This is a genomic window from Streptomyces sp. Alt3, assembly GCF_030719215.1.
Taxonomy (GTDB): domain Bacteria; phylum Actinomycetota; class Actinomycetes; order Streptomycetales; family Streptomycetaceae; genus Streptomyces; species Streptomyces glycanivorans.
The window spans coordinates 7,720,707-7,733,148 of record NZ_CP120983.1; the positions used below are offsets into that span (position 1 = coordinate 7,720,707).

Consider the following 12,442-nt stretch of genomic DNA (forward strand, 5'->3'; position numbering starts at 1 on the left):
GCACACCTGCCCGTCCTGGAGGGAATCCCATGCACCAACCGCCGCCCGGTCCGATCGCCCGGCTCCGCTCGCTGCGCTACGTCGAACTGCACACCCCCGCCTTCACCGAGGCCGCCGACTTCTACGAGGACGTCTGGGGCCTGGAGACCGTCGAGTCCGACACCGGATCCCGCTGGCTCCGGGGCACGAGCGACGAGCACCACGTCCTGCGCCTGACGGAGCGGGACCGGGTCGGCCTCGGCAGGATCGCCTTCGCCGTCGCCACGCCCGCCGAGGTCGACCAGGCGGCGCGGCGCCTCGAAGCGCGCTCCCTCGTGCCCGTCACCGGGCCCGGCCCGCTGGACCAGGCGGGCGGCGGCTACGGACTGAGGTTCACCGACCCCGAGGGCCGCCTCATCGAGATCAGCGCCCAGGTCGACGCGGTCGTACCGCGGGGCAGGGGCGGCGCCGTGCCTGTCGGGGTGACGCACGCCGTGCTCAACACCACCGACATCGACGCGGCGGTCGCCTTCTACTGCGACGTGCTCGGCCTCCGTGTCTCCGACTGGTCCGAGCATCAGATGGCGTTTCTCCGGTGCAACAGCGACCACCACTGCATCGCCTTCAACCAGGCGGAGTGGACCTCGCTGAACCACGTGGCGTACGAGATGACCTCGGTCGACCACTTCATGCGGGGCCTCGGGCGCCTGCGCCACCACGGCATCACCCCGCAGTGGGGCCCCGGCCGGCACGGACCCGGCAACAACACCTTCTCGTACTTCACCGACCCCTCCGGCCTGGTCTGTGAGTACACCTCCGAGGTCGCCCAGATCGTCGAGGACGCCTGGATCGCCCGGGTGTGGCGACGGGTCCCGGAGTTGTCCGACCTGTGGGGGACGGCCGGACCGCCGTCGAAGGAGATCCGCCGCAGCATGGCCGGTTCCCCGGACCCCGGCCCGCTCGCCGGATCCGACGGACAGGGCCCGGGCCCGCTCGTTCCCGTGGACGCCCAGGAGGCCACCGCATGAGCACCGTACGCAAGGTCGCCGTCATCGGCTGGGGAGCCATCGGCCGGGTCGTCGGCACCGCCCTCGCCGAAGGCCGCGTGACCGGCGCCGAGCTGGTCCGCATCGTAGACAACCGTCCGCTCGGAGAGGCCGCTCCCGTGCGGCAGGCCACCTTCGAGGAGGCCCTCGAAGTCTGCGACCTGGTCGTCGAGGCCGCCGGGCAGGGCGTCGTACGGGAGTGGGGCGAGCGTGTCCTGGCCTCCGGCACCGATCTGCTGATCGCCTCCACCGGAGCGCTGACCGACGACGAGCTCACGAAGCGGCTGCTGGCGGCAGGCCCCGGCCGCGTGTACTTCACCGGCGGGGCCGTCGGCGGACTCGACCTGCTGCAGGCGGTGCGCGCCCTGGGCCCGCTCGACCACGTCCGGCTGACCACCACCAAGCTGCCGTCCACACTCGAACAGCCTTGGATGGACGACGAGTTGCTGGGACGCATGCGGACGGCGACCGGACCGGTCGAGGTGATGTCCGGGACCGCCCGCGAAGTCCCCGTCAGATTCCCCAAGTCGACGAACGTGGCCGCCTCGGTCGCGCTGGCCGTCGGCGACCTGGACGCTGTGCGGGTCCAGGTCGTCGCCGACCCGGCGGCGCACCACACGCGCCATGTCATCGAGGCGTCCGGCGGGCACGGCTCGTACCGCTTCGAGGTCGCGCACCTGCCCGATCCCGGCAACCCCGCGACCAGCCAGGTGGTGCCGTACGCGGTGCTCCGCAGCCTGGCCGCGCTCGCCGGCCGGACCGGGCAGATCCTGTGAGCGCCGCCACCGCGGCCGAACCCGTCCACGTCGAGGAGGCAGGCACCCACGGGCCCCTGCTGCTGTGCCTGCACGGCATCGGCTCCTCCTCGGCCGCCTTCGCCCCGCAGCTCGCCGAACTCTCCTCCTACGTAAGGGTCGTGGCCTGGGACGCCCCCGGGTACGCCAGGTCGCCCGACCCCGCCGGGCCGATGAGCCTCGACGACTACGCGGACGCCGCTGCCGCGCTCATCCGTGAACGCGCCGGCAGCGCCCACGTCCTCGGCGTCTCCTGGGGCGGAGTGATCGCGCTGCGGCTCGCCACCCGCCACCCTGGCCTGGTCGACTCGCTGATCATCGCCGACTCCAGCCCCGGATCGGGAACGGACGGGACCAGGGCGGCCGCCATGCGGGCCAGGGCCGACGACCTCGCCGCGCTGGGTCCCCGCGCGTTCGCCGAGGCCCGGGGCCCGCGCCTCGTGTCGCCCGACGCGCCGCCCGACCTGGTGCGCCGCGTCGTCGACACCATGGCCTCCTCGGTGCGGCTGCCGGGCTACGCGTACGCCGCCGAGTCCATGGCCTCGGCCGACCTGCGCGCCGAACTCCCCTCGATCGCCGCGCCCACCCTCGTGCTCTGCGGCGAACAGGACCGGGTCACCGGCACCGAGGCGAGCCAGGCCGTCGCCGGGGCCATCCACAGGACCGCCTACGTGGTCGTCAAGGACGCCGGTCACCTGGCCAACCAGGAGCAGCCGGGCCACTTCGACGCCTGGGTGCTCTCCCGCCTCCGCATCACCGCATCCATCCCCGAGTAGGAGCCTCCACCATGCCTCTGACCACCGACGCGTACGACAACGGCGACGACCTCTCCGCGTACACCGACTCCCTCATCGCCACCAAGGCCTCCCGGGTCGCCGACTTCGACACCCTGTCCTTCCAGGAGAAGGCCGGCGCGCAGTTCCGCCGCGGCCAGATCCGCTACGTCGGCTCCGGCGCGACCGGCAACCACGAGAGCGACAGCCGGATCCTGCCGTCCGGCGGGTTCACCTTCTCCAACATGCTGCTGCCGCCCGGCGCCGAGGGCCCGGCCCACACCCACCACGACGTCGAGGAGGCATTCTTCGTTCTGGAGGGCGAGGTCAAGGTCGGCATCCACCGCGGCGCCGACGAGGCCGAGTACCGCACCCTCGGCTACCGCGACATGATCGTCGTCCCCGCCGGAGTGACCCGTTCGCTCAAGAACGAGGGAGACACCGACGCCCTGTTCTGCGTCGTCATCGGCACGCGGAAGCCGCAGGTGCCGACCTACCCCGAGTACTCGCCGATGCACGGCGTCACCCGTGGCTGACCAGCCCCCGGCAGACCGGCGCACCGTCGTCGTCACCGGAGCGGGCCGTGGCCTGGGACTGGCCATGGCCCGCCGGGCGGGCACCGACGGCTTCCGGGTCGTCCTCGCCGAACTGGACCGGGAACGGGGCGAGCCGGCCGCCGCGGAGCTGCGCGGGGACGGCATCGACGCCCGCTTCGTACGCTGCGACGTCGCCGACCCCGCGTCGGTGGAGGCGCTGGCAGGCGCTGTCCGGGAACTCGGCCCGCTGTACGGCCTGGTCAACAACGCGGCGCTCGCCAACGGTGTCGGCGGAAAGGAGTTCCAGGACATCGACGTCGAGGTGTGGGACCGGCTGATGGCGGTCAACGCCCGCAGCCCCTGGCTGGTGTCGAAGGCCCTGTACCCGCTCCTCACCCGGCCGGGCCGGATCATCAACCTCGCATCGGACGCCGCCCTCTACGGCTCCCCGCGCCTCGCCCACTACATCGCCTCCAAGGGCGCGGTCATCGCGCTGACCCGCGCCATGGCACGCGAACTCGGCGAGAAGGGGATCACCGTCAACGCGGTGGCCCCCGGCCTCACCGAGGGCGAGGCGACCGAGACCGTGCCGGCGGAGCGCCACGACCTCTATCGCGTGAACCGGGCCATCTCCCGCCCCCAGCAGCCGGACGACCTCACCGGGGTCGTCTCCTTCCTGCTCGGCGAGGAATCCCGCTATCTGACCGGACAGGTGATCGCCGTCAACGGCGGCTTCACCATGAACTGAACCGCAGGAGAAACGAGTCATGGATCTGGGCCTCGCCGACCGCACCATCGTGGTCACCGGCGGCAGCTCGGGCGTCGGCCTTGCCACGGTCCGCGCCCTGCTCGAAGAAGGCGCCCGTGTCGCCACCTGCGGCCGCGACGCCTGCCGGCTGGCGAAGGTCGCGGCCGACCTGGGCGCGGGACACGACCGACTGCTGACCGGCGTCTGCGACGTACGGGACGCCGACGCGGTACGCGGCCTCGTCCGCAGGACCGCCGAGCAGTTCGGCGGGATCGACGGGCTGGTCAACAACGCCGGGCAGTCCCGGATGAAGGGCCTCGACGACTCCACCGCCGAGGACTGGCGCGACGAACTGGAGCTGAAGTTCGCCGGGGTGCTCAACCCCCTCCAGGCCGCACGCCCCCATCTGGCCGCGTCCGGAGCGGCGAGCGTCGTCAACATCAACGCGGTCCTGGCCAAGCAGCCCGAGACCCGGCTGATCACGACGAGCGCCGCCCGCGCCGGCATCCTCAACCTCTCCAAATCCCTGTCCACCGAACTCGCCGGCGACGGCATCCGGGTCAACTCCGTCTGCCTCGGACTCGTCGACACGGGCCAGTGGACCCGCCGCCACGCCGCCTCGGACTCCGGCTTGTCCTACGAGGACTGGCAGACGGCGCTGGCCGAGGACCGAGGCATCTCCCTGGGCCGCCTCGGCCGCGCCGAAGAGGTCGCCTACGCGGTCGTGGCCCTGCTCTCGCCCCGCGCCTCCTACATCACCGGCACCACGATCGACGTCTGCGGCGGCGTCGGCCGTTCCATCCTCTGAGGAGACACCATGCGTCACGACAACGGAGGCGATCTCCTCGTCGCCGTCCTGCGCGAACTCGGCATCGACACCGTCTTCGGCATCGTCAGCGTCCACAACCTGCCACTCGTCGAGGCCGTCGACCGCGAGCTGCGGTTCGTCCCCGTGCGCCACGAGGCATCCGCCGTCAACGCCGCGGATGCCTACGGCCGCGCCCGGGGCAGCCTCGGCTGCGCCCTGACCTCGACCGGCACCGGCGCGGGCAACGCGGCCGGCTGCACTGATCGAGGCGCTCAGCGCGGGCAGCTCCGTGCTGCACGTCACCGGCCAGGTGGAGAGCGGGTTCCTGGGCAGCGGCAGGGGATTCATCCACGAGACCAAGGACCAGCTCGGCATGCTCCGGGCCGTCTCCGCGTACGCCGCGAGCGTGCCGGACGCCGGGCAGGCGGGCCGGATCCTGCGTGAGGCCGCCCGCACGGCGCTGTCCGCGCCCGGCGGCCCCGCCAGTGTGGAGTGGCCGATCGACCTCCAGTACGCGGCCCAGACCGACGAGCCGGAAGCCTACGAGGAACCCGCCCGCCCCACGCCGACGGAGGCGGAACTCTCCGCCGCCGGAGCCCTCCTGGCCGCGGCCCGGCGCCCGCTCGTCTGGGCAGGCGGCGGAGCGAACTCCGCGCGCGGCGAGCTGGCCGCCCTGCTGGAAGCCACCGGCGCCGGACTGATCACCTCCAACTCCGGCCGGGGCAGTGTCCCCGAGGACCACGAGCAGGTCATCGGGAACTTCGCCACCACCCCCGCCGTGCGCGCCCTGCTCGCCGACTCCGACCTGCTGCTGACCGTCGGCACGCACTTCCGGTCGAACGAGACCGCCGACTACACCCTCGCGCTCCCTGGGGCGCACATCCAGATCGACGTCGACGCCGCCGCGCTCGGCCGGGTCCACCCGGCCACCCACGCGCTGCACGGAGAAGCCGCCGCGGTCCTGACCGGCCTGCTGCCGCACGCCGTGGCCGCCGAGCCCGGCTGGACGGACCGCGTCGGCGCCGTACGCACCGAGGTGCGCGCGATCCTCCACGACAACATCGGGCCGCAGGCCGCGATCTGCGACGCGATCCGCGCCGCCCTTCCCCGCGAGGCCGTCGTCGCGCGCGACGTCACCATCCCGTCCAGCAGCTGGGGCAACCGGCTCCTGGAGATGTACGACCCCAAGGACAACGTCTTCCCGCGCGGCGGAGGCATCGGCCAGGGGCTGGGCATGGGCATCGGCGCGGCACTCGCACGGCCCGGCGCGCCCACCGTCGTGATCGCCGGTGACGGCGGACTCGCCGTCCACCTCGGCGAGCTCCTCACCCTCGCCCAGGAGGGGCCCCGCCTGACCCTGATCGTCTTCAACGACGGCGGCTACGGCGTCCTGCGCAACATGCAGGACCGCCACGGCGAGCGCCGCTCCGGGGTCGACCTGACCACCCCCGACTTCGGCTTGCTGGCCCGCGCCTGCGGGCTGCCGTACGCACGCGTATCCGCCGAGGAACACGCGGCAGCGGTGCTCACCGAGGCCATCGCCTCGGACGGGCCCACGCTCGTCGAGGTCGACCTGGAGGCCCTCGGCCCGATGAAGAACCCGTTCACCCCGCCCGTGAGGATCCCGGGCCAGTAGCCCGGCCGCCCGGACTGCCGGTAAGGAGGCACCAGACCATGACCGAGGAATCGCTGCGGCTGACCGTCCGCCGTATGACCTGGGAGGCCGAGGGCGTCCTGTCCGTCGAGCTGACCCACCCGGACGGCAAGCCCCTGCCCGCCTGGACCCCCGGCGCGCACCTCGATGTCCACGCCGGCGGCCAGGTCCGCCAGTACAGCCTGTGCGGCGACCCGCACACCCCGGACGTCTACCGCATCGGCGTACTCAACGAGCCCGCCTCGCGCGGCGGTTCACGCTTCGTGCACACCCAGCTGAGGCCGGGCCAGCAGATCACGGTCTCCGAGCCGCGTAACCACTTCGCGCTGGAGGACGTTGAGTCCTACGTGTTCGTCGCCGGTGGCATCGGGATCACTCCGCTGCTGGCCATGGCCCGGGAGGCGGCCCGCCGGGGAGCCGAATGGCGGATGGTCTACGGCGGCAGGAGCCGGGCCTCCATGGCCTTCACCGCCGAGCTCGACGCGCTCGGCGGTGATGTCACCCTCGTCCCGCAGGACGAACTCGGCCACATCGACCTGGACGCCGCGCTCACCGACCTGCCCGAGGGCACCCTGGTGTACTCCTGCGGCCCCGAACCACTGCTGGCGGCCGTCGAGGAGCGCTGCCCGGGCGACCGGCTGCGCCTGGAGCGGTTCGCCGCACCGACGGTGGAACGCACCGGCGACGACGAGGCGTTCGAGGTCGAATGCCGTATCTCGGGAGTGACGCTCACCGTCGGCGCCGGGACCTCCGTCCTGGAGGCCGCCGAAGGCGCCGGGCTCACGGTGGACAGCTCGTGCCGCGACGGCATCTGCGGCTCCTGCGAGACCCGGGTGCTCGAAGGCACCCCCGAACACCGTGACTTCCTGCTCAGCGAGGCCGAACGGGCCGCGGGCGCCTCGATGATGATCTGCGTCTCGCGGTGTGCCTCCGGCCGGCTGGTCCTCGACCTGTGACCCTTACCCCCGCACCCTCAGGAGACACCACCGTGACCGACACCTGGCCGTACCTGGATGTCCACCAGTCCCGCACGCACGAGCCCACCCCCTACGAGTACAAACTCGCCGCCACCCTCGAAGAGGTCTACACCCGCGAGGGCCACGAGCTCGCCGACGTCGTGCGTGGGCTCAACGCCCGACAGGTCCACGCCTCCGACGGCAGCCCCTGGACCGAGGAATCCTTCCGCGCCGAGATGAACCGACTGGGAGCCTGACCATGACGCTGTCGTCCTCCGCCACCGCGGACCACATCTACGCCACCGGGCTGCGCAACCAGTGGCACCCGGTCGTCCCCTCGCACTTCGTTGCCCCGGGCGGGATGCGCAAGGTGACCGCGCTCGGCGAGCAGTGGCTCCTGTTCCGGCGCTCCGACGGAGCCCTGTCCATGCTCGCCGACCGCTGCCCGCACCGCGGAGCGCCGCTCTCACTCGGCAAACACCTCGGCGACCGGGTCGCCTGCTGGTACCACGGCGTCGAGGTGGAGCCCGACGGAACCGTGTCCTCCGTCCCCGGACTGCCTGGCTGCAGCCTGGAGGGGAAGAAGCTGGTGACCTCGCTGCCGGTGCGCGAGGTCGCGGGCGCGATCCTCGCCTACTTCGGCGACGAGGAGCACCCCGAACCCGCCGAGCTGACTCCGCCTGAGCCGCTGACCGACCCCGACGTGGACGCGTTCCTCTGCTACGCCGAGTGGAACTCGCCCTGGCGCTATGCCGTGGAGAACCTCCTCGACCCCATGCACGGCGCGTTCCTGCACCACGACTCGCACACCATGTTCGACGGTGACACGACCGCCAAGTTCCGCATCCGGGAGACCGCGCGCGGCTACTTCTTCGAGAAGACCGACCAGCGGGGCGTCAACTTCGACTGGGTGGAGCTCTGCCGCACCGGGGTGGACTGGGTCGACCTCTCGATCCCGTACCCCCCGTCGGCCGGCCCCGGCGGCCCGTTCGGCATCGTCGGCATGGTCTGCCCGGTGGACGAGCGGCGAAGCGGCGTCTTCTTCTGGCGCTACCGCCGGGTCGAGGACTGGCAGCGCGCGTCCTGGCGCTTCCTGTACCGGACGCTGATCGAACAGCGGCACTGGGACGTCCTGGAGCAGGACCGCGTCATGCTGGAGGCCATGCCCGCCGACGCGGACCAGCGGGAGAACCTCTACCAGCACGACCTCGGCGTGGTGCGGCTGCGCCGGCTCTACCGCGCGGAGGCCGAAACCCAGTCGACAGCGGGTGCCTGAGCCTGCCGCCTGCCGCGGAGAGGCCGGGTCGGGGCGCGCGGCCCCGTCCCGCCCGAACACCTTCAGCCGCTCACCGCGCGGACGGGCCCTCCCGGTCCCGCTCGAGGTGGGTGTGGACACGGCGCAGCAGGGCGGCGAACCGGTCGCGTTCCTCGTGACTGAGCGGGGCGAGGAGGTCCGCCTCGGTGGCGGACACCTCGGAGTCGAGCCGGGCCAGGGCGCCCCCGCCCGAAGCGGTCAGCGCCACCTCGATGCGTCGGCGGTCGGAGGGGTCCCGGGCGGATTCGACGTAGCCCGCCGCCTCCAGGTCGGTCACGGTCCGGGTCAGATCGCTCTGGTTCATGTCCAGCCGCGAGGCGAGATCACCCTTGGACAGCGGGCCGGCCTCCTCCAGCATGGCCAGCACGGTCAGGTGCCACAGCCGCAGTCCGTGAGCCGTCAGCGTGTCGGTGAGTCTCCGGCGCGCGGCCTTGCCCGTCACGTACATCAGGTAGGCGTTGAGGTTCAGCACGCTCGGCGGCGTCACGCCGGTGCTCCGGGAGCCGTGCACGGCCCCCGCGGATGTCTGCTGGTGCATGGTTCTTCCTGAGGTGGGGCCGGGAAGGAGCGGAGGCTCATGACCGGCCGGCGAGGTAGCCGCCCATCGAGGTGAAGTACTCCGCCGCGGACAGCTCCGTACCCTCCTGCGCACGGACCCGCGTGACGGCCGGTCCACGGTTGCGGCCGGTCCTGGCGTCCGCCCCGGCGCCGATCACCACACCGTCGCCCTCGCGGTGGAAGATCCGTCCGGGGGCGCCGCCGTAGCGGTCCTCCGACACGACCGCCGACGGGATTTCGAGGCGCCTGCCCCGGCAGGTCTGACAGCCGAACATGACGACCCGCACGGGGTTCTCCTCGCAACGACGACGAAGCTTAGTAAAGCAAGCCTAACCTAAACGCACAGCGTTCGTCGCTGGCAGCAGAGTTGACGGGGAGGTCCGTGAAACCGTGCCGCGACGTGCGAAAGCCCGGCCCGCCGACGTCTCGGCGGGCCGGGCCGGATCCGTCCGGCTCAGCCCGGAATCCGGCGACGACCGCCCTTCGCCGCGGCCACCAGCTCGGGAACGGTCGCCAGCTTGACCCTGGGGCGGCCGTCGCGGCGCCCGAGGGCCAGCTCGACGCGCTCGATCTCCGCCAGGCCGCGCGCGTCCACGAGGCGCCGGTTCCGACGCCGCGCGAGCCGCTGGAACGCCTTCGCCCCGTGCTCAGGGGCCGGGAGCGCACCGCCGACGGCGTCTTCCAGCAATGTGCCCACGGTCTCGGCGGCGCAGGTCCGGTTGGCCCCGATGCCCCCCGAGGGGCCGCGCTTGATCCATCCCACGACGTACGTCCCGGGCCGGCCCGCCACCCGGCCGCTCTCGTGCGGCACGGTGCCCGACGCCTCGTCGAACGGCAGCCCGGTGAGCGGCAGTCCGCGCTGCCCGACGGCCCGCAGCAGCAGCCCGGCGGGGATCTCCCTGCCGCTCGTGCCCCCCGGGCCGTCCGTGACCCGGACCGCGCCGACAGCGCCCCGGCCGACCGCCTCCAACGGCGCGGAGTGGAAGCGGAACACGATGCGGCGCCCCTCCACCGGCGGGCGCGACCAGTCCACCGTCTCCCGGGCCGCGTCCCGCAGCAGCGCGGCCCGGTCTCCAGGGGTGGCGGCGTCGATCGCGGCGCCGGTCCGCGGGTCGTGGTCGTCGACGACCAGCTCCACGCCCTCCAGATGCTTGAGCGCGAGCAGTTCGGACGCGGTGTACGCCGCGTCCTCGGGCCCCCGCCGCCCCAGCAGCACCACCTCGCGCACCGAGCCGGCGCGCAGAGCCTCCAGCGCGTGGTGGGCGATGTCGCCCTTGGCCAGCGCCCCCGGGTCGGAGACAAGGATCCGTGCGGCGTCGAGGGCGACGTTCCCGTTCCCGACCACGACGACCCGCTCCGCGGACACGTCCACGGCGTCCGCGGCGACCTCCGGGTGGGCGTTGTACCAGGAGACGAACGTCGTGGCGCAGATGCTGCCGGGCAGGTCCTCGCCGGGGATCCCGAGCTGCCGGCCCGCCGGTGCGCCGACGGCGTAGATCACCGCGTCGTGGTGCGCGGCGAGCTCCTCCGGGGTGATGTCCCGGCCCACTTCGAGGCCCAGGTGCATCCGCACCCGCGGATGCGTGTGGAACCTGGCGAACGTGTCACCGGCCTTCTTCGTGGACAGGTGGTCGGGCGCCACGCCGTAGCGGATGAGCCCGCCCGCGACGGGCAGCCGGTCGATCAGCGTCACCTCGGCCGAGGTGTGCAGCAGCAGGTCCTCGGCGGCGTACATCCCCGCCGGTCCCGTGCCCACCACCGCGACCCGGAGCGGTGCGAAGTCCGAGGGCAGGCTGCGCTTGAAGGTGGGTTCCCCCCACACGTGGAAGTTCGGTCCCTCGGGGTCCTGCCCTGGCTCCCGCCCGGCGAAGTACTCCGCGTTGATCGGGCCGTACCGCGCCTGGGCGGCGGGGAGGCTGTCCACGGGGAAGACCGCCTCCACCGGGCACGCGTCGGCGCAGGCGCCGCAGTCGATGCAGGACTTCGGGTCGATGTACAGCATCTCCGTCCGGCCGAAGTCGGGCTCCTCCGGCGTCGGATGGATGCAGTTGACGGGGCACACCGAGACACAGGTGGCGTCGCTGCAGCACGTCTGGGTGATGGCGTAGGTCATGTCGTCCGCTCAGATCAGATGGGCGCGCTTGTAGAACACCAGCGCGGGCTTGGTGAGCAGCCGGGCCGAGGCCAGGAAGTCCATCAGGCCCGAACAGCTCGAGCGCATCATCGACTTGTGGTGCTCGTTGGCCCTCGCCTCGTCCTGGGCCCGCTTGCCGTCGAGTCCGGCGTTGGCGTAGACGTCCTTGTTCACCATGCTGGTGACGATGACGTACGACGCGATCGCGATGACGAGGGCGTTGATCCGGCGCCGCACGGGGCCCGCGCCGCTGAGGTGCTTGCGGGTCTCGGCGCGGGCGAACTTCATGTGACGGGATTCCTCGACCACATGGATGTTGTTGATGGTGCGGACGAAGGGCACCACCCGCTCGTCCCTCATCCAGTCGCGCTGCATGACGTCCAGGACCTCCTCGGCGACGAGGATCGCCGCGTAGGCCGCCTCCCCGAACGCGAGCGTCTTGAAGGCCCGGCCCAGTTCCACCGCGAACCGGTGCGGCCGGTACGCGGGCGCGCCGAGCTTCTGGGCGCCGCGGGCGAACATGATGGAGTGCCGGCACTCCTCGGCTATCTCGGTGAGGGCCCACTGGACGTCCGCGCTCGTGGGGTCCTTCGCGTAGACGTCGCGAAGGACCATCTGCTGCAGGATCATCTCGAACCAGATGCCGGTGCTGGCCACCGACGCGGCTTCCTGACGGGTGAGTTCCTTGCGCTGCGCCTCGGTGAGCTCGCTCCAGTACGCGGTGCCGTACAGGGTGCTCCACTCCGGGCTCGCGCCGTGGAACTCCTTGTCCAGCGGCGTGTCCCAGTCGACCTCGGTGGCGGGGTCGTAGGCCAGCGTCGCGGCCGATTCCAGCAGGCGGCGGGTGAGGTGGTCCTCGGGCGGCCGGTCCTCTGCATCCGGTCGAACGGTGCTGCTTGCCATGGTGCGGCTCCTCGGTTCGTCAGCGATGTCCTTGGTGCTGTCACATGTGCGTCGCCGGTGACGGTTCGTCATATGCCGTCCTGACGACCGGAGAAGGTGGCAGCGTCAGGCGAAGGGCCGGTGCGGGCTCCTGCCGGGCAGCCTTCCGTCCCTCTTGTTAGACGGAAGGTATAGCAAGGATGCCGGACGGGCCTACCCCCCAGTAAGAAATGTGAGCCGATCCCCGCGATATCTCCTC

General features: G+C 72.2%; 12 protein-coding genes and 2 pseudogenes. 10 read left to right on the top strand and 4 right to left on the bottom strand.

All coding sequences use genetic code 11. The features are described from left to right. Positions 1–29: 29 nt before the first annotated feature. From P8A20_RS34185 to P8A20_RS34230, 10 genes and pseudogenes are all read left to right on the top strand, one after another. Complete coding sequence (locus P8A20_RS34185; protein ID WP_147961281.1) at positions 30–1,007, top strand: VOC family protein; 978 nt, start codon at positions 30–32, stop codon at positions 1,005–1,007. Then, a complete protein-coding gene (locus P8A20_RS34190; RefSeq protein WP_147961280.1) occupies positions 1,004–1,801 on the top strand; it encodes an aspartate dehydrogenase domain-containing protein in 798 nt (265 codons plus the stop codon). The genes P8A20_RS34185 and P8A20_RS34190 overlap by 4 nt, the downstream gene beginning before the upstream one ends. Continuing rightward, the gene (locus P8A20_RS34195; RefSeq protein WP_306104899.1) at positions 1,798–2,595 is read left to right on the top strand and encodes an alpha/beta fold hydrolase; all 798 of its coding nucleotides are present in this window, start codon (positions 1,798–1,800) and stop codon (positions 2,593–2,595) included. Before P8A20_RS34190 ends, P8A20_RS34195 begins: the two co-directional genes overlap by 4 nt. An 11-nt stretch (positions 2,596–2,606) precedes the next feature. After that, positions 2,607–3,128 carry a cupin domain-containing protein gene (locus P8A20_RS34200; RefSeq protein ID WP_147961278.1) on the top strand — a complete coding sequence of 174 codons (522 nt, stop codon included), beginning with the start codon at positions 2,607–2,609 and terminating at the stop codon, positions 3,126–3,128. Beyond that, entirely contained in the window at positions 3,121–3,876 is a 756-nt protein-coding gene (locus P8A20_RS34205) for an SDR family oxidoreductase (protein ID WP_147961277.1), read from the top strand. The genes P8A20_RS34200 and P8A20_RS34205 overlap by 8 nt, the downstream gene beginning before the upstream one ends. A gap of 19 nt (positions 3,877–3,895) precedes the next feature. Beyond that, positions 3,896–4,684: an SDR family oxidoreductase gene (locus P8A20_RS34210; protein ID WP_306104900.1), complete on the top strand. Its 789-nt coding sequence runs from the start codon at positions 3,896–3,898 to the stop codon at positions 4,682–4,684. 9 nt (positions 4,685–4,693) lie between these two features. Next, a pseudogene (locus tag P8A20_RS34215) lies at positions 4,694–6,320 on the top strand (thiamine pyrophosphate-binding protein). A 38-nt stretch (positions 6,321–6,358) separates the two neighbouring features. Further along, a complete protein-coding gene (locus P8A20_RS34220; protein WP_147961274.1) occupies positions 6,359–7,294 on the top strand; it encodes a PDR/VanB family oxidoreductase in 936 nt (311 codons plus the stop codon). A gap of 32 nt (positions 7,295–7,326) precedes the next feature. Next, a complete protein-coding gene (locus P8A20_RS34225) occupies positions 7,327–7,551 on the top strand; it encodes a recombinase-like helix-turn-helix domain-containing protein (protein ID WP_147961273.1) in 225 nt (74 codons plus the stop codon). 2 nt (positions 7,552–7,553) lie between these two features. Beyond that, positions 7,554–8,570: a Rieske 2Fe-2S domain-containing protein gene (locus tag P8A20_RS34230; protein WP_147961272.1), complete on the top strand. Its 1,017-nt coding sequence runs from the start codon at positions 7,554–7,556 to the stop codon at positions 8,568–8,570. 70 nt (positions 8,571–8,640) lie between these two features. On the opposite strand, the gene P8A20_RS34235 is transcribed toward P8A20_RS34230, so the two are convergent. The 4 genes and pseudogenes from P8A20_RS34235 to P8A20_RS34250 form a co-directional block, all read right to left on the bottom strand. Next, positions 8,641–9,147, bottom strand: a complete 507-nt coding sequence (locus P8A20_RS34235; protein ID WP_261988821.1) for a MarR family winged helix-turn-helix transcriptional regulator — start codon at positions 9,145–9,147, stop codon at positions 8,641–8,643. A 37-nt stretch (positions 9,148–9,184) separates the two neighbouring features. Continuing rightward, positions 9,185–9,421: pseudogene (locus tag P8A20_RS34240) on the bottom strand (methionyl-tRNA formyltransferase); the annotation flags it as partial. Between the two features lie 200 nt (positions 9,422–9,621). After that, positions 9,622–11,280 carry an FAD-dependent oxidoreductase gene (locus P8A20_RS34245; protein ID WP_147961271.1) on the bottom strand — a complete coding sequence of 553 codons (1,659 nt, stop codon included), beginning with the start codon at positions 11,278–11,280 and terminating at the stop codon, positions 9,622–9,624. Positions 11,281–11,289: 9 nt separating this feature from the next. Beyond that, positions 11,290–12,204, bottom strand: coding sequence for an AurF N-oxygenase family protein (locus tag P8A20_RS34250; protein ID WP_147961270.1), 915 nt, complete (start codon positions 12,202–12,204; stop codon positions 11,290–11,292). Between the last annotated feature and the right edge of the window lie 238 nt (positions 12,205–12,442).